The organism is Mycobacteroides salmoniphilum (assembly GCF_004924335.1).
Taxonomy (GTDB): domain Bacteria; phylum Actinomycetota; class Actinomycetes; order Mycobacteriales; family Mycobacteriaceae; genus Mycobacterium; species Mycobacterium salmoniphilum.
On sequence record NZ_CP024633.1, the window covers coordinates 852,464 to 870,920 of the forward strand.

The 18,457-nt window shown below is 61.4% G+C and carries 12 protein-coding genes and 2 pseudogenes; 6 read left to right on the top strand and 8 right to left on the bottom strand.

The features are described from left to right. Window positions 1-858, bottom strand: a complete 858-nt coding sequence (locus DSM43276_RS04240; RefSeq protein ID WP_078296887.1) for an MlaE family ABC transporter permease — start codon at window positions 856-858, stop codon at window positions 1-3. Window positions 859-1,289: 431 nt separating this feature from the next. Between DSM43276_RS04240 and DSM43276_RS04245 the strand changes: the two are divergent. After that, window positions 1,290-3,675: pseudogene (locus tag DSM43276_RS04245) on the top strand (hypothetical protein). A 49-nt stretch (window positions 3,676-3,724) separates the two neighbouring features. On the opposite strand, the pseudogene DSM43276_RS24060 reads toward DSM43276_RS04245, so the two are convergent. Further along, window positions 3,725-3,862: pseudogene (locus tag DSM43276_RS24060) on the bottom strand (glycosyltransferase); the annotation flags it as partial. 344 nt (window positions 3,863-4,206) lie between these two features. On the opposite strand from DSM43276_RS24060, the gene DSM43276_RS04255 reads away from it, so the two are divergent. Then, window positions 4,207-7,047: a hypothetical protein gene (locus DSM43276_RS04255; protein WP_078330803.1), complete on the top strand. Its 2,841-nt coding sequence runs from the start codon at window positions 4,207-4,209 to the stop codon at window positions 7,045-7,047. Here the strand turns inward: DSM43276_RS04255 and DSM43276_RS04260 are convergent. The 6 genes from DSM43276_RS04260 to DSM43276_RS04285 are packed head-to-tail and all read right to left on the bottom strand — an operon-like array spanning window position 7,044 to window position 13,312. After that, complete coding sequence (locus tag DSM43276_RS04260) at window positions 7,044-8,189, bottom strand: glycosyltransferase (RefSeq protein WP_078330804.1); 1,146 nt, start codon at window positions 8,187-8,189, stop codon at window positions 7,044-7,046. The two genes, DSM43276_RS04255 and DSM43276_RS04260, sit on opposite strands and share 4 nt — an antisense overlap. 11 nt (window positions 8,190-8,200) lie before the next feature. Further along, on the bottom strand, window positions 8,201-8,782 hold the full coding sequence (locus DSM43276_RS04265; protein ID WP_078330805.1) for a YdcF family protein: 582 nt from the start codon (window positions 8,780-8,782) through the stop codon (window positions 8,201-8,203). Next, window positions 8,769-9,773: a CgeB family protein gene (locus tag DSM43276_RS04270; protein WP_078330806.1), complete on the bottom strand. Its 1,005-nt coding sequence runs from the start codon at window positions 9,771-9,773 to the stop codon at window positions 8,769-8,771. The genes DSM43276_RS04265 and DSM43276_RS04270 overlap by 14 nt, the downstream gene beginning before the upstream one ends. Continuing rightward, entirely contained in the window at window positions 9,770-11,068 is a 1,299-nt protein-coding gene (locus DSM43276_RS04275) for a lipopolysaccharide biosynthesis protein (RefSeq protein WP_078330807.1), read from the bottom strand. The genes DSM43276_RS04270 and DSM43276_RS04275 overlap by 4 nt, the downstream gene beginning before the upstream one ends. Next, the gene (locus tag DSM43276_RS04280; protein WP_078330808.1) at window positions 11,061-12,245 is read right to left on the bottom strand and encodes a glycosyltransferase family 4 protein; all 1,185 of its coding nucleotides are present in this window, start codon (window positions 12,243-12,245) and stop codon (window positions 11,061-11,063) included. The genes DSM43276_RS04275 and DSM43276_RS04280 overlap by 8 nt, the downstream gene beginning before the upstream one ends. Next, complete coding sequence (locus tag DSM43276_RS04285; protein WP_078330809.1) at window positions 12,242-13,312, bottom strand: glycosyltransferase family 4 protein; 1,071 nt, start codon at window positions 13,310-13,312, stop codon at window positions 12,242-12,244. The genes DSM43276_RS04280 and DSM43276_RS04285 overlap by 4 nt, the downstream gene beginning before the upstream one ends. 805 nt (window positions 13,313-14,117) lie before the next feature. Here DSM43276_RS04285 and DSM43276_RS04290 point away from each other — a divergent pair. From DSM43276_RS04290 to DSM43276_RS04305, 4 genes are all read left to right on the top strand, one after another. Continuing rightward, on the top strand, window positions 14,118-15,584 hold the full coding sequence (locus tag DSM43276_RS04290) for a sugar transferase (protein WP_078330810.1): 1,467 nt from the start codon (window positions 14,118-14,120) through the stop codon (window positions 15,582-15,584). Between the two features lie 421 nt (window positions 15,585-16,005). Beyond that, window positions 16,006-16,863, top strand: coding sequence for a glycerophosphodiester phosphodiesterase family protein (locus DSM43276_RS04295; RefSeq protein WP_234803088.1), 858 nt, complete (start codon window positions 16,006-16,008; stop codon window positions 16,861-16,863). A 42-nt stretch (window positions 16,864-16,905) separates the two neighbouring features. Further along, complete coding sequence (locus DSM43276_RS23680) at window positions 16,906-17,283, top strand: hypothetical protein (protein ID WP_169899977.1); 378 nt, start codon at window positions 16,906-16,908, stop codon at window positions 17,281-17,283. A gap of 244 nt (window positions 17,284-17,527) precedes the next feature. Beyond that, window positions 17,528-18,301: a hypothetical protein gene (locus tag DSM43276_RS04305; protein WP_157896054.1), complete on the top strand. Its 774-nt coding sequence runs from the start codon at window positions 17,528-17,530 to the stop codon at window positions 18,299-18,301. Window positions 18,302-18,457 lie beyond the last annotated feature (156 nt).

The following is an 18,457-nucleotide window of genomic DNA, read 5'->3' on the forward strand; positions in this document are numbered from 1 at the left end:
TCACAGCCCCGTCCGCGGGAACATCATGATGTAGAGCTGGCTGATGGCGAGGTTGACGGTCATCAGCAGCAGGATCGATTCGACCACCGCCGCGTTGACGGAGTTGGCCACGCCGATCGGGCCGCCCTTGGTGGAGAGACCCTTCTGACAGGCCACCACCGCCACGATGGCGCCGTAGATGACGGCCTTGATGAGAGCCAGGATCATGTCGCCGGGGGTCGCGAAGGCGGAGAAGGTCGTGACGAAGCTGCCTGGGGCGCCGTTCTGCCAATAGACATTGAAGAGGTACGCGCCGAGGAAGCCGACGAAGCAGACGACGCCGGTCAGGGCGATACCGATCATGATGGCGGCGGCGAAACGCGGGACGACGAGCCTGCGGATGACGGAGACGCCCATGACCTCCATCGCGTCGGTCTCTTCGCGCATGGTGCGCGAGCCCAGGTCGGCGGTGATGGCCGAGCCGACCGCGGCGGACATGAGCACCGCGGCCACCAGGGAGGCGGCCTGCCGAATGATCGCGATGCCACTGGCGGCGCCGGCCAGCGAGGTCGCACCGACCTGGCCGGCCAGCAGCGCGAACTGGATCGAGAGGGTGACACCGATGGGCAGGGTCACCAGGATGACAGGGACAACGGCGGTGCCGGCCTGGAAGGCGCCCTGTCTCACGAACTCCTGCCATTGGAACTGGCCGGTGAACAGGTCGATGAAGAACCATTGAATGGTGCGGACGCCGAGCATGAACTGCTCACCGACTGTCTTGAGTGATTCAAGAGGGTGACGCTTGACGTATCCGGTGGTCCAATCCTGGATGGCCGCGACGCCATCAGTGGTGGCGTGGCGCTCGTCCTGTGTGGTCATCGCAGGCGGCCCACACAGACGCAGCTCAGAGTGGTTGCGGCTACGGCGATCAATACAGCTCCCTGTGTGACCTGGAACACAAATCCCAGCAATCTACGAGTACGTCTCGGCCATCATGGGCTATCCGGTTCCTGGATGCACACGAATCGCGAAAATGGATTCACGTGTGAACGTAAATTGACGGTCGTCTACTGGGCTTGTAGTACCCCGTTAGCCGGTCGGTTCGAGTGTTTGCTTTCGGCGTTTAGTTGCTCGCCGTAAACGCTTGTTGACGCATCTAGCAAACTTTCGTCAACCACTTTGCGTGAGTATGGCCCCTGCTGGCGCTGAGCGCAGCGACCGAGGCGACTCTGGGCACGCAGTGTTACCAGACAAATCGCTGGTAGACACGATTTTCAAATGTTCGCTATGAGCTGGGTCACACGTTTACAGTGCTGCTCACGTTGGTAGGTTTCCTCAAAGGAGAGGGTTGCGGTCTTGTCTAAGCGGCATCGGAAGTCATCTAAAAAGGTCGTTGTCCAACGCACCGTCACGGCGGCGGGGGCCGTCGCCGCGACTGCCAGCTTGGCGTTCGCAGGACCAACCGCGCAGGCCGCCGCTGCGGCGCCGGACTACAAGGGTGCGGTCACGGACTATAAGGACGCGCTCAATAACTCCTTATCCGGGACTAATGTGATCGGGTCGGCGGCCGGGGGCGTCTGGAATCCCCTCGCCCAGGGGTCCGGTGGGCTGCTCCCCACGTTCGGGACGAGCCTGACGCACTCAAATCTGACCAAGATCGCTGATCTTCCCGATGTGCTGCGGAACCTCGCGAGCACCCCGCTCCCGACGGCCGTTCCCGGGGTCATTCCGGCGATCAAGATACCCGGACAGGGTTTCGTAGACCTTCCGCTACCGACGACCATTCCAGGTGCGAACCTGGTCAATGGTCTGGCCAACGCGCTGGACACCGTGTTCAACAACCCGATCATCGGACCAATCGTCAACCAGCTGCCGCCCCTGAGCGACATCGTCGACGGGCTGATTGCCGAGCAGGACAAGTTCACGGCAGGTTACAACTGGCCGCTGTTGCAGGCCAGTGGTCTGACGACCATCACGAACACCTTTGTGCAGACGCCGAGTGGACTCAACATCAAAATCCCGGCCGCGCTGGACCCCTTGCATATCTTGCCTGATTCGGTGCGAATCTTGCCCGATGGCACCCTGCCCAACGTGACGGCCTGGGTCCCGATGGGCGCGGGCAACTACACATTCCCGCTCGGAATGGAGACGGGGTGGTGGGCGACAGCCCCCACCCTGGTCGTCGACGGCGGGGCGGTGAACGTTCCGCAGACCGTGCTGTCGATCCCGATGTGGGCCAACGGCATCAAGGCACCGCTTGGGCTGGGACAAGCCGGTCAGTTCAACGCGCACGTTCTCATCCCGACGCAGAACGGCATCTACTCGCCGATCGGCACGACGCTGTCGAACTTCTCCATTCCGATGCTCGGGCTCGGCATGACGAATCTCAACGTGACGACCGGAAACTACATCGGCACCAACGGATTCAACATCAACAACGGGCAGAACGTCATGGTGTTGCAGACGCCGCTCTCTGGGGCGCTGCCGATACCGATCGTCTACTCGTTGGGTGGGTTCAACATGGGGACCGAGGGGATGGGCTTCACTCTGCCATCGCTCTTCGGTGTGGGTCTCATGCCGACATTCCAGCTGGGAACGGCACCCGGAGCCAATACGCCACTCGGAATCATCCCGCCCAATCTGATTCCGACGGGCGGCATCGTGCCAACCCAGCTGATCACCGTCTCTGGCTTGATCAGCACGGCGCTCGGGATCCCTGATCCGACGGTCGAACTCGCGAAGGCGCTCACCCCGCTCTACAAGGGGTTGGTCACGCCCGTCATGACACCGATCTCGGACCTGCTGACTCAGCAGTACGGGAACCTGTTCAACGGAGCGGCATCGAATACCTTGCAGGCATCGAAGTTCTACAAGGACGTGATGACGCAGCTCGGCAGCCTGATCGGCGCGGCCCCGGCGCCGCTCTCGTCTCCGGCGCCGAATGCCCTGGCGGCCGCGGACGCACCCGCGCCGGCGGCCAAACACATTGAGGCTGCCGCGCCGACCGCCAGGGACCTGGGCACCCCGACGGTTCCTGACGTCAAGCAGCTCGACGCCCCGAAACTGGATCTCTCGTCGAACCTCGTCACCGCCAAGGACAAGGTCGTCGAGAAGGCCACGCCTGCGCCACTTTCTGCGCAGGCACCGAGCGCTCTGGAGTTGAGTGCGTCCCCGGTCGGTGAGCCCGCAGCTCAACCCGCCGCCGATCCCACGAAGGACATCGCGAAGGAAGCCGTCAAAGAAGCCCCCAAGGCCGAGGCGAAGGATGATTCCAAAGATAAGGACAAGCCCGCCAAGCCGGTGGTCAAGGAGAAGCTGCAGGACAAGGTCGACAAGGCGAACAGTGCGCTCAAGGATTCGGCGACCGGTGCCATCAAACAGACCCGGGGTGCGATCACCTCAACGGTCACCAACACCGTCGAATCCGTGACATCCGCACAGACCGAATCCAAGGCCGCCGAGGCGAACAAGGATTCCGGCAAGTCGTCCGTGGCCAAGAGCGACTCCGCCAGTGAAAAGCACCACGAGGACTCCTCGGATACTTCGAACAAGGTCACGGCGCCCAGCGATTCGGGCGGTAAGCATCGTGCTCCCGATGGCGGCTCTCATGGATCGAACGCTGGTGGTGGCTCGGACGGTTCGGGTTCTCATAGCGGATCCGGTTCGAGCGGTGGGAAGCACTCGGCGGGCGATTAGGCGCGCACGGCCCCCGGCACGGTGTCGGCGATCCGGGACCGGAACGCCTCACCGTGTCCGGGATTCCTCCGGCGCCTAACGCCAGAACTGTTGTCCCGCAGGCCATTGCCTCGATGGGAACGATCTCGAAGTCCTCGTCGCCCAACATCGCCAGTCGGCAGCTGGCCCGTTGGGCTGCTCGAATGGCGGACAAACGTCCACGACCAGAAGGCAACTCCGGAAGGTGTGGGACTTAGTTAGGTAAGGATAAGTCGAGTATCTGGGCACGGGGAGCTCCTGCAAATTCACTGTGGGTAGACGGTATCGATTTTTCAACTACCAGTTGGGCCGCTCACTTACAGTGCTGCTCAAGTTCCCAAGGAGAGGTGTTGTGTGCTCATGTCGCGTCGGCATAGTCGGTCGTCGAAAGATGTTCCCCATCGGTCAGGGAAGCGCTTCCCCGGCGGTACGTCGCTGGGGTCTGTGCGTGTGATCGCAGAGGCGGGTGGGGGGTCGGCGCCTGTTCGTCTGCCACTTCCTACCTCGCGGGCGATGTTGACGACGACGGCGTTGGTGACCGCGACGGCACTGGCCGTCAGTGTGGCGGCGCCCACCACCGTCAATCTCCCGCGCCCCGATTTCCAAGCCGCCGCAACGCTGGCTCCACGCGCGATGAATCTGGACATTCAACTCGCCTCGATGGTGGGCATGTATGGGGTGGGGCCTGTCTTCCAGGCGTTGCGCCTCGCCGGGGTCGGCAGCCCAGACGCAGTGCTGACCAATGCGGTCGGGCTGCTCAACAATCCCCATCTGTCTTCGGCGGTGAAAACGCTGCTCGACGTGCTCAACACCGTGAGCCCTCTCGAGGCCAAGGTGCCCGGTTTTGGGCCGGCAGGTGTTTACGATTCCGTGAACGAGCTGGGCTACAGCTTGGGCGCATTCAGTGGGCTTGAAGGCGTTGTCGACACCATCAATAGCCCGTGGATCAACTGGATTCCCGGTATCGGGGCGATCAGCAATAACTTGCTGACACTCCTCAACCAGCGGCGCGCATTCATTCTCGGCGATGGTCTCGGCGGCACCGATACTGCGCTCGCGCTACGCCAGATGATCAAAGATGTCGAGTCCGATAGTGCCCTGTGGGGCGACGACAAGCACGGCGTGACCGGGGTTGTCGCCGTGCTGTTCCGCAACACGTCCCGCCCGGGCGGCGGCCTGATGGCGATGGTCACCCCCATCTCGGAGTTGTTCGGGCTGAATCTCAGTAATCCCGACGCAGGCAGCTACACGAATGCGGGTGCCAACGCTGGTCTTGCCACCAAGGTTCTCAACATTTCCGTTACCGATGTCGGGTGGAAATACGACCTGCTTTCGGATGCTCCGTCGACGCTCAACCCACTTGCCTGGGCGAATTCTGTCGCGGGTGTGGTCATGCCTACCTACCTGATCCCGGATAAAGACAAGGCAGTGCCGGTGGTCGCCAACTTGGTCGGCCAGTTGCTTCCCGGGCTCATCAATGCAGGGCTGGTCACTACTGACCCGACGGGCGGGCAGGGGCTTCACCTGCTTACCCAGGGCACGATTCTCGACGCGGTTAACGGCCCACTGAACAGCGCGCTGAATGCGGTTTTGGGTCCGGTCTTCCAGTCGATCCTCGGCGCCGAATTCAAGTTCCCGGTAGAGGGTACTTCCACCTACGTCACCTATGACTCGGGCAATCTTCCGCTGCTGGAGCCTTTCCATATGTTGCCTCGGTTGCTCGGATACGCGGGTCTGGCGGATATCACCACACCCGTTGCCGACTCCTTTGAGAGTGCGCTCACTCAGCTGGTTGCGCTTGGTTATCAAGATGTCAAGGGCACTACCGACGCCAATGGCGTGATGACCTTTACGCGCGGTATGGATATGGCCGGTATGCAAACGGACGTCTTCAGGGCCCCGACCAACATCAACTGGGCGCAGCGCTTTGAAGTCCCGCAGACGGTGTTCAACGCGCTGATCGACGGGTTCAGTAACAATCTGCTGAGCCCGGAGAAGCAGAAACTCACGTTGTTCGGTAACACGGCTCTCGGGGATGCCATCTACAAGAACGCGCTGGTCGTCTCCGTGGCCCATGCGGTGCGCGATGGGCTGGCCCAGCTCAAGAGCCTTGCGAACCCCATGTTCAACCAGGTACAGGCCATGCTCACACCGGTAGCCGACGCACTCGACGTCGCCACAGTTCAGGTGAACAAGGTCATCGATCAGGGGCGCGCCGCGATAAAGGGCCTGAACATCGACGTGAGCAAGCCGCTGTTCGATGCCAATCGCGCGATCAACGAATCAACCAAGTCGTTGGACAACGGCGTCCTTGGCGCAGTGCAGAGTGCGGGTGCTCACGCGTTGGCGGCGCGCTCGCCGGCTGCTCTGATCGCGCTGCCGGAAAGTCTGCCCGCGCCTCAGCAGCTCACCGCAGGAACACCGGATCTTGCGTCACACCTGCTGGGCATCAGCGGACCAGGCAAGGAAAAGGAAGCGGTCGTCGTCAATGCCGACCCCGCGCCGGAGCTCGAGAAGATCGCGTCCGCGCCGCTTTCCCTGCCGAAACCAAGCGTGGTTCCGGACGGTGAGCCCTCGGCACGGTCCGCTACCGAACCGGTCAAGGACATCGCGAAGGAAGGCACCAAGGCCGACGCGAAGGATGACGCGAAAGACAAGGACAGGCCGATCAAGCCTGTGGCGAAGGAGGGGTCGCAGGACAAGGTAGATCAGGTCGACCCGTCACTCAAGAAGCAGGCTACCCACACCCAGAACATCGGCAGTGCCGCCGCTTCCACGATCACCAACACCGATGAATCCGCCACGTCTACGAAGACTGACAGTGCGAAGCCGGCTACCGCGGCTGATAGGCCTAAGGATCCTAAGGGTAAGCAGGACAATGACTCTGGTCAGCATCGCGACGATTCGAAAGGCAAAGACAGGCCCGCCAAACCGGTGGTGAAGGAGAACCTGCAGGACAAGGTCGATAAGGCGAACCGGTCGCTCGCGGATTCGGCGAAGGGCGGCATTAAGCAGACCAGGGGTGCGATCACCTCGACGGTAACTAACACCGATGAATCCGCCATGTCCACGAAGACTGATGGTGCGAAGTCGGCTACCGGGGCCGATGAGGCTGGTTCGTCCAAGGGAACCAAGACCAAGCAGGACAACGACTCCGGTAAGCACCACGACGATGGGTCCACTGCCAACTCCAGCAAGGTGAAGGTCAAGGTCACGGCGCCCAGTGAGTCGGGCGGTAAGCATCGCGCATCCGATGGCGGCTCCACTGGATCGAACGCTGGTGGTGGCCCGGATGGTTCGGGTTCCCATGGTGGATCCGGTTCGAGCGGAGGGAAGCACGCCGCGGGCGACTAGGTGCGTACGGCCCCCAGCACGGTGTCGGCAATCCGGGAGCGGAATGCCTCGGGTGAGAATCCGCATGCTTGTGCGCGGATGGCATCGGTGTTGTAGTCGGCCGGGTTGAAGTCCCGCATCAGCGCGGCCAGCTGTGCCACCACGGCGTCATCCGGGCCGGCCTGCACGTGCTCACCGGTGACACCCGGATCCACCGTGTCCAGGGCTCCTCCCGCGCCCAAGGCCAAGACCGGTGTCCCGCAGGCCATTGCCTCGACGGGGACGATCCCGAAGTCCTCCACGCCGGGCATGAGCAGGGCTCGGCATCGCCGGTACATGTCGAGGAGGACCTCGTCAGATGCGGCACCGAGGAAGGTGGTCTCGGGCCCCGCGATGGCCTCAAGATGTTCGCGGAACCGTCCCTCGCCCAACACCACCAGGCGGCAATTGGCCCGTTGGGCCGCTCGGATGGCCAGGTCTGCGCGCTTGTACGGGACCAGCCTTCCTGCGCACAGGTAGAAGTCCTCCCGGGGTATCGAAGGATCGGGAGAGAACCGGTCGATGCGCACAGGCGGGCTGATCACGGTGGACGGCAGCCCCCACCACTCGCGAATCCGCTCGGCCACGGCGTGTGAGTTGGCGACGACGTGCGACAGGCGAGGTGCTGCGCGTAGTTCTCCACGGCGCGCGAGCCTTCCTAACGCGGACAGGGCGATTCGACCTGCACGGCTTGCCATCTCGTGATCACGAAATGTGCGATCCCATGCCCAGCGGGCCGGGCTGTGCACGTACGCGACGACGGGGGCCTCAGTGGCGAATGCCGCCTGGGTGGCGAACGAGTGATGACTGATCAGCACCGCATCAAGATCATTGCCGAGCGGCAGTTTCCCCAGGGCACTGGGAACCAGGGGAAGCAGTGGTGCGTGCGACCTGCGTCCGGTGAGGGCATATGCATTATCGAGCCAGGTCCCGTGGATCGGCTCGTGCGCTGTGCCGTCCAGTCGGCCCGCGGCCTCCATCACCTGTCGGCGGCACTGGGGTTCGGTGATGGGCGCGAAGACTTTGGCCTGTGGCCAGGTCTTCATGAACTCGGCGACGACCAATTCCGAGCCGCCGAACTCGGTGAAGCGTTCGTGCACGATCGCGATACGCGATGAGTTCATGTGATGGCTCCTCAACATCCGGGGGTCAAAAAGGCCTTCACGTAACTGCCCGACTGGCGGACGAACATCCATGACCAGAAGGCAACTCCGGAAGGTGCGGGACTGGCGACCATGGTGAGCTCGCCATCGAAGCACTTTCCGACGATGTAGCGGGCACGCGAAACATGCGGCGTGAAGGTGATGACGATGATGTGATGCCAGCCGAATTCCTGTGCCTTGGCGCGTATTTCCTGGGCTTCGCCCTCGGTTGTCCAGGGATCGGGGATGAAGCAGCTCACCGTGAAGGTGAAATGACCCTTGCAGTATTTGTCCATGTTGCGGTCATTTGCCCCGGTCGACTGCGCGATCAGCAGGTACGGCGCGTATCCACGCTTCGCGAGGTCCAGCCCGACATCAAAGCGCTCGTAGGGAGTGCCGCCCAGTACGACGATCGCATCGGCGGGCCGTAGCGGATCGGTCTGCGGATTCATGTACACCCGCCAACCAGCTGTCACGAATGCCGCGATGAGCACCGTGATCGTGATGCAGGCCATGAGGATCCGCCTGCGCCACCGTCGTCTGTGGGGTGCTTCCTTCGTGTCACTGAAGCTCATCGATGATCTCCCTGGCACGGTCGACGTATCGGTGCGGTTCCTGCGTCACGCGCAGGTGGCCCGCCTCGGCGATCTTGGCGGCTTGCGCGGGGTGGCACGCACACCAGTGCAGAATCTCGCGAAGTTCGGCCTCGTCGGAGAACAGCAGACATTCGGTTCCCTCATTGAGCAGTTCGCTGTGTTCGTCGGTGCGTTCCCCGACGAACAGCCCTCCGCACGCAGGTATTTCGAAGGTTCGGCAGGTGTGAGTGTCACGGTTGTCGGAGTTCAGCAAGACCAGGTTCGCGGTCACCGATGCCACGGTGGTCGCGAAGTGATCGCCGTAGACGGCCCCGCCAATCGTGGCTCCGGTGGTCCGCAGCGAGGGCATCCGTCGCCAGCCCGGACCACGAACCAGCAGATCCTTTCCATGCTCGCTGCCGAGTTGAGCGATCAGGCCGGATCGGTCCGGGCGTCTGGCTCCGATGAATCCCACAAGGTATTGCTGCACAACTCGTTTGGCGCAGGGGCGATGCCATGCGGGGTCATAGGCGCTGCGTACGAACTTCACCCGACGCGCACCCCGGGCCTGTAACTCGGGCATGTTGTGTTGTTTAGTGGTGACCACCAGATCCCACGCGCTTTCGTGCGTTAGGTAATCGGTCGTCGTGTTGTAGGGGTTCCCAACGTCATCCGGGCTGTAGTGCACGCGGATGGCTGCCGGAACCTGAAGCAGGCGGGCCTGGTCCAGGTGGACGGTCTTGAACCCGAAGAGCAGGTCGGGGGCGAAATCTCGCGCGATACCGTCGATATGGTCATGTACGGAGTTCTGCAGCCAGGGTGCACGTCGGCGCATTCCCTTCGAGTACACCCACGCCGGTGACAACCGGGTGGGCAAGGTGACCCGCGTGGTGTCGACGACGACTACGTCATGGCCGGCCTGGCGGAATCCGTCTGCCATCGACCGAGCGTTACTGCCGACCCAGTCATCTCCGATAAAGAGGATCTTCATCGCGCAACACCTTCTTGTGCCATGTCGGCCTCGACGTCCACGGTCCGCTCCTGTCCTGACAGATGCCTAACGCGGACCAGATACCAGATGGCGACACAGAATTCGGCGCCAATGACACCGCCGATCAATGCCCACACGGAGTGGCTCCAGGACGCAGTGATCAGCCCTGCCACCGAGGCGGCCGTCCCTACCACCGACGCGATGAGAACTCCATGCGTGTCCTGACGCACGGGTAGCAGCGCGGTGCTGATGTATGAACTGATCGTGCTCGCCGGAAGAATGAGAAGCTCGGCGCGTAACAAGCCGACGGCCCCGAGGAATTCACTTCCGAAGATGAGGTGAACGATCGGTGCGGCCAGTGCCCAGAGCAGGGCCGAGGCCAGCACAGCCACCGCGACGGCGCCGCGCAATCCCTGAAAACCGCTGCGCCAGAAGTGCTCGTGCCCGCTGCGCTTGGCCATCCGGGGCAGCAGGACCAACCCGATCATGTCCAGAAGCGATTGCATCGCCCTGACAAGACGGTCGCTCGCCGAGAAGAGGCCCAGCGACACGGCGTCCAGCATGGCGGAGTAGATCGCCGGCGCTCCTTGCCCGTACCCAGTGGTGAGAAGTCGTGAGGTCACGATCGGCCAACTGGTGCGGAGGATCTGGCTAGGTGTGTACGGACGGCAGAGAGCGCCGAAGGTCCGCAGGCTATCCCACCAGGTGCCCGCGACCGTCAAGATGGAGGAGCCCAGCAGGCACAGGATCGCGGTGGAGGCATGGGGGGAGTGCGGTAGCAGCACGATGAGGAGTATGAGATAGGCGATGCGCCCGGAACCCTGGTAGATCGCCGACGCGACAAATCGCCCCTGCCCGATGAGCAGCCAGTCGTCGGAGGTGGCCCAGAGCCCACCGGCGAAGAGCCCCAACAGAATCATGTGGACGTACGGAGGCGCTCCGGCGATCGAACCGGCGCCGAACGCGGCTCCGAGTATGGCCAGGGTCGTAAGCCTCAGGGCCAGGTAGTCGGTACGGACCTGTTGGAGTTCGGCAGGAGTTTCGCGCAGGGTGGGGAGCCGCGCGGCGAGAAATGGTGTCATGCCCAAGTCGACGAGAATAGAGCCGAAGAAGTACGCGGCCATCCCCACCGCCAGCAGACCCATTCCCGCGGGGCCCAGAATTCGGGCGAGCAGTGGCACCGTCGCGAACGTCACGACGTATTGGCCGTACTTGCCGAAGACCACCGCCCCGAAATCCCTGGCCAATCTCAGTATCCGGGGGAGCGTTGGGCTACGTCGGGGCCTCTTAGACACGGCGCTCTTCCATCGATGTTGCCGTGCGGAGGTTGAGGACCTCCGAAAGGAATGACGCGACGGTGTGCGCCGAGTCGGCGATATCGAATCTTCTGGCCCGGGACCGTCCGGCCTGCGCCAACCGGATTCGAAGGTCACGGTCTTCGATAAGACGATCGAGGGCCTCGGTTAGTTGACGGGTATCGCCGGCGTCTACCAGTAGCCCGTGAACTTCCGATTCGATCGTCTCCGCGGGGCCGCCGGGCTGGGTGGCGATCACTGCGCAGCCCGCACGCAGGCCTTCGACGACGACCTGCCCGAACGGCTCGGCGATGACCGAACAATGCACCAGAATGTCGGCGATGGACAGGATGTCGGTGGGGTCATCGATATGGCCGGTGAATGTCACGGGTAGCTGTAGTTCGCTTGCCAGGTCTTCCAATTCGGTGCGAAATGGCTCCTCGCCGAAGAACGTGCCACCGACGAGATATACACGGTGGGGTCGGACCCTGGTGTTGGCCAGGGCACGTAGGAAGACGTCTTGTCCCTTCCACTGAGTCAGCCTGCCGACGACGGCGATAACAGTTTCAGAGGAAGGCCGCTGCGGCGCGTGTTCGGCGTCAGGTGTCCGCAGAAAGTCCAGTCCGGGATATGCCACGACACCCGGACGGCGCCGTGGCCGCAGGGAATCTTCGGTGGACCGGCTGTTGGCGATGTATCCGTCGGCGACGATCGTGCCGAGTGTGCGGACAAGGAATGCCAGTGTGGCACCGAAGTATTCGGCGGATATCCGGTCGTGCACGTGCCATATCAAGGGGATTCGTGCTCGTTTGGCGGCAACGGCCGACATGATGAGCGCCTTCGTGCTCCCCGCGACCAGTACGTCGGCTCCGCGCTCGCGTACGGCCGCACCCAGATGCCACCCAAGGCGAATCAGTGCCACGGCGCCGATGAGCCGGCGCAACCATCCGGAATCACGGATTGTGACGCTCCGGCTATCGAAAGTGTTGGCCAACACTGAAGTTGGTATGCCCTGCGACCTCATCGCACTCACCATCGGACCGTCTTCGGTGTAGATCACCGACGGCTCGATCGTGTGCTCGGCGGGTACGTTACGTAGCGCTGACAGCAATCGCGAGGTCGCCAGCTCCGCGCCGGATGGGGCCGCGGTGTGAGCGACGAATATCGCTCGGATCATGCGCTCAGCTCCGAGTACACGGCGTGGTGACGCTGCGCTGCGGTGGACCAGGAGAAGGTCTCGGCATGCCGGCGGCATTGCTGCGGGGTGGGGAGCACGCCGTCGAGCGCCGAGATAAGGCGTGCCGCGAGTGCTTCGGCATTATCGGAGGGCACGATCAACGAGGGGTCCAGGCCGCGCACCGCATCGGGGAGCCCGCCGCAGTCGGTGACCACGGCCGGCCGGCCGGTGGCCAGGGATTCGAGTGCGATCAGTCCGAAACCCTCAAGAGCCACCGAGGGCACGACGGTGAAATCGGCGAGCGTGTAGAGCTGCGTCAGGGTCAGGTCGTCAACGCGCCCGGTGAACTGGATGCTGTCGTTCAGACGCGCGGCCGCGACTTGTGCCCTCAGGTCGCTCTCGGCAGTGCCCGTGCCCACGATCATGAGGCAGGCATCCGGATGCGCCGATACGACCGACTGCCAGGATTCGATCAGACGGTGTATTCCCATGCGGTGTTCGAGCCTGCGCACGCACAGCACGGTCCGACGGCCGGTGGGTGCATCTAGTCGTGGCAGCAGGCCGAATCTGTCGAGGTCGACACCGGGCGGGATGACCTCGATGCGGTGCGCGGGTATCCGGTAGTCCTCGATGAGAACGTCCCGGAATCGATCCGACAGCACGATCAACCGCTCGGCTCCGGCGTACCGGAGACGCTCGATGACGTACTTGGCGTGTGAGCGGAGGGCCCCCGCCCCCGCGAACCTGCTCTCGGCCGCCCACGGTCCGTGAAAATGCACAACCAGTCGGCTGCGGGTGCGCCATCCGGCGGCCGACGGTCCATAGAGACAGAAGTGGCGATCCAGAATGCCGGGTGGCCGTAGCCCGGATCGGTCGTTGAATGCGGTGAGAACCCGGGAGCGCGTGGGCCCACCCGTGGGGCCCCAGGACCGTCCGCCGTCGGACGGCACCCCGAATGCGGCGGCCGACAGTTCGATGTTGTCGCGGTGTCGCAGCGCCGCGAAAAGGTCTGTGAAGTAGCGATTCAGCCCGCCGGGCAGCGATGAGAACCACTCAGATCCGGTCATGTGCACTCTGATGGGCGGCATGTCAGACCTCGCCTCCGCTGTTGACAGTCCTTGTTCTCGACGGTCGGTGCGACACCTGGGTGACGTCACGCGTCAACCACCGCCACCCACGCCTTCGCCGCCGTGCGCGTTCTCGCTCGGGGGCCGGGCCCCGCGTCTCATGTTTGTTCACTATTCAACCCACACCGCACACATGTACGTGATCAGCGGTAGGTTCATTATCCATGGATACTCATAATGCCCGAGTAGGCCAAATAGCATTCGCGAGTAGCGCGATGCCATTCAGATCTGAAATTCTATGGCGCACCCAACGTTAGATGTGCCCAGCTTTCATCGCCAGACGGCCGACCCATCTCTAGCCTGCAACACGTGGTGCATGGTCCGCAACCCGAGGGCAGAGGCCGCGCCCATTCACGGCTGGATCCGAGCATGTCCTGGTTTTGCCCGCAACTGCGGAGAGGGTAACGGGTGCGGTAGCGCTGTAGTGGGCGACAGCTGGCGAGTTCCACGTTGCTCGTCTCAGCTTGACCTGGCCATGTTATGAAAATGTTACTTGCCGGTGAGCGTTGCGTGATTGGCGTAAAGATTAGCAAAGAGCCACGATCGGAGATGTTTGTTAGATGATTCTTATTTCCCGGCAATAAAACCTTCATTTGTGGCCCTGCAGAGCGTGAAGTAGCGTGACTGTCATCACGTGGAATGTTTCTGCTCGTTATGGAAATCTCAACACGGAAATAGGTCGGGCTCAATTGCCGAAATCGTCCATATGAATCAGCCGATATGAACGAACGGGTCAAGTGCACTTATGGTTTTGAAGAGCATCGTTAGTGACGGAATTCAACGGAGGGTAGAAACACGCCCTGGGGGGCTGTTCTACCTGCACCGACGATGGGCGCCGGCGGCTGACTTGGTGGCCATCGCGCTCACCTCCCTGGTGTCGTACCAGCTGGCGCATCATCTCCTGTCCGGGAGGCAGGACCTGGGTGGCTGGTACGTGGCTACGGATATTGGCATCGCGGTCATTTGGTTTGCTGCGCTATCGCTGCATACGGTGGGGCCCGGTAAAGCCCTGCGGGCAGTGCTCCAGCAGTGGCAGACGGTCTTCAGTGTCACGTTCCAGCTGTTCACGATCGTGCTTCTGACCTATCTCATCTCACGCATCGAGCTACTCGACATGCGGCATCTCGTCATCGAGATACCGCTGGGATTGCTCGGCATACTCCTTGCCCGATATGTGCTGCGGCGTTTTTGGGGCTCGGAGGGTAAGACTTCCGTGCTGTTGGCGGGCGACGACGACGCCGTACGCGAGATGGTCGCCGTGTTCAGCCGACACCGGGGCAGTGGTTTCGAGGTTGTCGGCGTGTGCACCCCGGGAGCTGACCGATGGCTCGGTGAACCGGCGATCGAAGTGGGCGATCATCGGGTGCCGGTGGTCGGCGATGACCGTCACGTTGTCGAGGCGGCGCAGCGGACATCTGCGCAGATCGTCGCCGTCGCCATGACGGATAACCTTGGGCGTAAGGAGCTTTCCCGCCTGGCCTCTGAACTCGGGGATCTGGGAATTGAGCTCGCGGTCTCACCTGGGGACGTGGACGAGACCGCCGTGACGACAGCCGATCGGGGTCTGGAGCGGGTCCACATGTTGGAGATGCTGGCCCCGGGTTATCGCCGTGCGCGTTCGATGTCCAAGGAAGCATTCGACATGGCGTTCGCGGCCGCCGCCATCATGGCCACCGCGCCAGTGATGATCGCGATTGCGACGGCCATCAAGCTCACCAGCACGGGGCCGGTGTTCTACGTGTCCGAGCGAATTGGTTTGGACGGTATGCCGTTTCGGATGATCAAGTTCCGCAGCATGTACACGGGTGCCGACCGTGATACCGCGGCGATGATCGACTCGGCGGGGAGCACACCCGTCTTCTTCAAGGCGAAGGAAGACCCGCGCGTCACCCCGGTGGGGGCGTTCATCCGGAAGTACAGCCTCGATGAGCTTCCCCAGTTCTTCAACGTGCTGTTCGGTGACATGAGCGTTGTCGGGCCGCGGCCTCAGGTGCAGCGGGAGGTCGACGCCTACGACGAGACCATGCGGCGGCGACTACTCGTAAAGCCGGGTGTCACCGGACAATGGCAGGTGAGCGGTCGTAACGACCTTTCGGTCGACGAGTCCATCCGCCACGACATTTCGTATGTCGACAACTGGTCCATGGGCCTCGACATCCGCATCATTTCTCGGACCGTCGGCGCGGTGGTGCGCAGCGAGGGTGCTTACTGACATTCCGCGCGCTCCTGCGTGTCGCGAAGTCCTTACTGGTAAGGCATTCAGCCACCCGTTGCCGTACTGCACGTACGGGTTGTTTCGATGCGGCGACGATAGTCGGCCACCGGCAAATCGGCAGCGTCTCTTTGCGGACCGAATGGTTTCAGCATTCAATCGTTCGATCCACATTAGCGCGAAGTCAATGCGCCGAGTAATCAGTGAGCGTAAGAGGCTTACGTCGAAAACACGGTGTTGACAGTATGACACCCGGTGTCCTACACTTTCCACAAGTGAATTCCTGGCGCAGTGTTAAAGAGGTGAGTTGTCAGTGCTCGGTGCTTGGTCATTAACGTCTGGTTTTGTGGTGGCGGCATTGGCAGTGACTGGATGCGGGCATTATCCCAGTGATGAAAATGGACACGCGACATTTGCAGAAATAGTAGCGCCATCGGTCGGCGATGAGATTCCCTCGGATGCGGGTTCCAGGCCAATGCTGATTGCGCACCGTGGCGGCACGGCTGATTATCCAGAGAACACACTCTTGGCAATTACCAACGCCGAAAAGTCGGGCGTGGATGGGATGTGGATAACCGTCCAGGTCAGTAGCGATGGGATACCGGTATTGTACCGTCCGGTTGACCTGTCGGTATTGACAAACGGTAGTGGCCGGGTGGACTCCAAGACGGTAAAGCAATTGAAAGAGCTAAATGCGGCGTGGAATTTTATCAAAGGCGATATCAACCCCTATCGCCGACAAGCTGTCCGGATACCGACGCTAGAGGAAGCACTCACCACGATCCCGCCGAATATGCCGCTATTCCTCGATCTGAAGCAGACGCCAGCTCAGCCCTTAGTGGATGCGGTTTCCCGAGTATTATTCAGAGCAGCAGCTGTAGAGCGATCAATTATCTATTCGACAGATGCGGAAGTCACTGCATTAGCGGCTCGAAGTGGCCTAGAAGTCGCCGAAAGTCGTGATATGACGCGTCAGCGGCTTTTGAACATGGCGCTGAATCATCGATGCGAGCCAGTCCCAAATATCGGGAGATGGGCGGGCTTTGAGCTCCATCGCGATGTCGTCGTGACCGAGAAGTTCACGTTGGGCACGGGCGCGTCTCATGTTGACGCCGAGCTCTGGGACCCTGCCTCTATCGAGTGCTTCAGCTCGCGGCAGTCTGGCATGAAAACAATTGGATTTTCCGTGAACACCGAAGATGATTTTCGCCTGGCCCGCAAGATCGGCTTGAGTGCCGTGTTAGTTGATTCGCCCCGGGCAGCACGACGATGGCAATAGATGCTGTTCCGCACGGCGACGTTTGGAAGAAATGTTCGCACAATGTCTGACATTCACGTCGACCCATTACATGCTGAACTAACTGAACTACGTTTTATGGCCGGTCGGCCCAGCTTTCGCAGTATCAGTCGGGCTATCGGGTGCAGTCACACAACAGTTGCGAAGGTCTTCGCGCCGGGAGCCTTGCCGTCGTGGGAGATTCTCGATCTGGTTGTGCGTCAGCTCAACGGCGACGTGGAGACCTTCCGTAAGCTGTGGTGTGATGCTGCCCGTAAACAGGAAAATGCAGTCAGCGAGGCCCAAAAGACTGCTTCGGCGTCAACGTGGAGAATCGCCTCCGGGCTCATCCTCGCGGCCGTCGCCGTGGGTGCGGGAACGCTATTGATAGTCATCTACCCGTCGATACGCCATCGGCGCTGAATCGCGACTCGCCGTCTTCCATCTATGCCCTGAAGCAGATTCCCCAGAACTCAATAAACAACCCGTGAGGGTCTGGCGCTCTGCGTGACCCTCGCGGCTCGCAAGAAGCGTGGATCCGATCTGCATCCGCCGCGCGTCCATCGTCTGCCGGAGCCGACTTCTATTAATGCCCCAGATTCATGTGGCACTGAATGGACGCGGTTGGCAATTTGTGGATAGTCATGGCGCTAATCTGTAAAGCTGGATGCAGAATGTGCGCCATAGCAAGAATAATAAGCTGCATGGTCGATCGCAGCGCTATGTCAGGAAGCGGCCTGAAGGCGCACGGTCATCTATGATTAATGCAGTACTAGGTTGGAGCGCTGCCGCACTTCACTGGTCTGAGGCGATGAAATTACTCCTAGGGGTTTCATTAGTCGTATTCTTCTTCATAGCTCCGCTGCTACCAACGGATATCGCTACGGAGAGCGCTTGGGATAATCCCGATCAAGCGCACCTGCCGTTGCAAAACTCTGTAGATCAATCGGCGAGTTTAGTGAGTACCGTTGATATCGGTGATGCCGAAGTCAAAGGTAATGTACTAAGCGATTTGGCTCCGAAATCCGGTGCGCCGTTAGCGCTGGGGCGGACGCAGACCAACCCTATGATTTCGCCCTTAAGTGCTGATGGCGCGCATTTGCCGGCCGTGGTTCCCGGAATGGCGGTCGTACTGTACTTATCTCACGAACGTGAACCCGAGGGTTTGACGTTCAGGTTACGCATGCCTCGGGGAACCCATATGCGTATGGCTGGAGACACGTGGCAGATTGAAAGAGATGTGGTGCCGGGCGGTGCTCCAAGGAGTATTGCGACCGTGTCGGCTCAGCTGACGAATACCGAAGGTGCCGCGGTGCCTATTACGGCAAAAGCTTATTCCTATTTTCGTTTCCGTAAGTTGAATTTACGACCGCGGGCCAAACACTTCGATGTGCAAAGTTTCGGTATATCGATACGTCTCACGTTCAGAGCTGAGGAGTAAATTGAGCACGTATTATCGGCTGTGTATCTCGGATTACGGCCTGGATGGAAATACATCCGTATATGTGGCTAACTGGGACGAAGGACAAGGTCTTGCGGCCGCGTTCGCGGCAGATCATCACTGTTCGATGGTGTCGCGGAAGAAGGAGCCTGACTA

Coding starts and splice junctions, on each gene's coding strand:
- DSM43276_RS04265 (WP_078330805.1), bottom strand. CDS start 8,782: ATGAGCTTCAGTGACACGAAGGAAGCACCCCACAGACGACGGTGGCGC.
- DSM43276_RS04255 (WP_078330803.1), top strand. CDS start 4,207: ATGTTGACGACGACGGCGTTGGTGACCGCGACGGCACTGGCCGTCAGT.
- DSM43276_RS23680 (WP_169899977.1), top strand. CDS start 16,906: ATGTCTGACATTCACGTCGACCCATTACATGCTGAACTAACTGAACTA.
- DSM43276_RS04285 (WP_078330809.1), bottom strand. CDS start 13,312: ATGACCGGATCTGAGTGGTTCTCATCGCTGCCCGGCGGGCTGAATCGC.
- DSM43276_RS04280 (WP_078330808.1), bottom strand. CDS start 12,245: ATGATCCGAGCGATATTCGTCGCTCACACCGCGGCCCCATCCGGCGCG.
- DSM43276_RS04290 (WP_078330810.1), top strand. CDS start 14,118: ATGGTTTTGAAGAGCATCGTTAGTGACGGAATTCAACGGAGGGTAGAA.
- DSM43276_RS04260 (WP_078330804.1), bottom strand. CDS start 8,189: ATGAACTCATCGCGTATCGCGATCGTGCACGAACGCTTCACCGAGTTC.
- DSM43276_RS04240 (WP_078296887.1), bottom strand. CDS start 858: ATGACCACACAGGACGAGCGCCACGCCACCACTGATGGCGTCGCGGCC.
- DSM43276_RS04270 (WP_078330806.1), bottom strand. CDS start 9,773: ATGAAGATCCTCTTTATCGGAGATGACTGGGTCGGCAGTAACGCTCGG.
- DSM43276_RS04305 (WP_157896054.1), top strand. CDS start 17,528: ATGCAGAATGTGCGCCATAGCAAGAATAATAAGCTGCATGGTCGATCG.